Source organism: Aquamicrobium sp. LC103 (assembly GCF_001014615.2).
Classification (GTDB): domain Bacteria; phylum Pseudomonadota; class Alphaproteobacteria; order Rhizobiales; family Rhizobiaceae; genus LBCQ02.
The window spans coordinates 1-600 of sequence record NZ_LBCQ02000034.1; the positions used below are offsets into that span (position 1 = coordinate 1).

1 protein-coding gene is annotated in these 600 nt (G+C 66.3%); it reads right to left on the reverse strand.

Translation table 11 applies throughout. The annotated features are described in order from the left end of the window. On the reverse strand, positions 1–600 hold a 600-nt coding region (locus XW59_RS29225; RefSeq protein ID WP_206077773.1), incomplete at both ends, for an IPT/TIG domain-containing protein.

A 600-nucleotide genomic window follows, 5' to 3' on the forward strand; every position in this document is an offset into this window, starting at 1 on the left:
CCGGCGCTTCATAGGTGAAGCCACCGGTCTGCGTGCCCGTGCCGCCGGGTGTTGTTACCGACACGTCCACCGCGCCGGCCGCGCCGGCAGGTGTCACCGCCGTGATCTGCGTGGCGCTGTCGACGGTGACGTTCGTCGCTGGGTTGCTGCCGAAGGCCACGGCCGTCGCGCCGGTCAGGTTCGTGCCGGTGATCGTCACCGTCGTGCCGCCCGCCATCGGGCCGGTATTCGGCGCGATGGCGGTGATCGTCGGCGGGACGGATGCGTCGTTGTCCTGGATCGTGGCCGTTCCCCGGGCTTTCGCCAGCGTCGCGCCGGCGATGTTGGAGACATCGAGGAAGAAGGTCTCGTCCGTTTCCTCGATCGCATCGTCGATCAGTCCGACAGCGTGGTAGTAGGTATCCACACCCTCGGATATAGTCGTGGAGCTGTCGAAGGAGTGGTAGTCGTCGCCCGCGATCGCCGTGCCGTCTGCGGTGGTGAGAGTGAACGTCACTCCACCCGGGCCGGCGGGAGCGCTCAGTGTTATGGTAAAAACAGCATTGCCGTCGCCCTCGCTCACCGTGACGTCGTCGATCGACAATTCCGGCAACGTGGCCG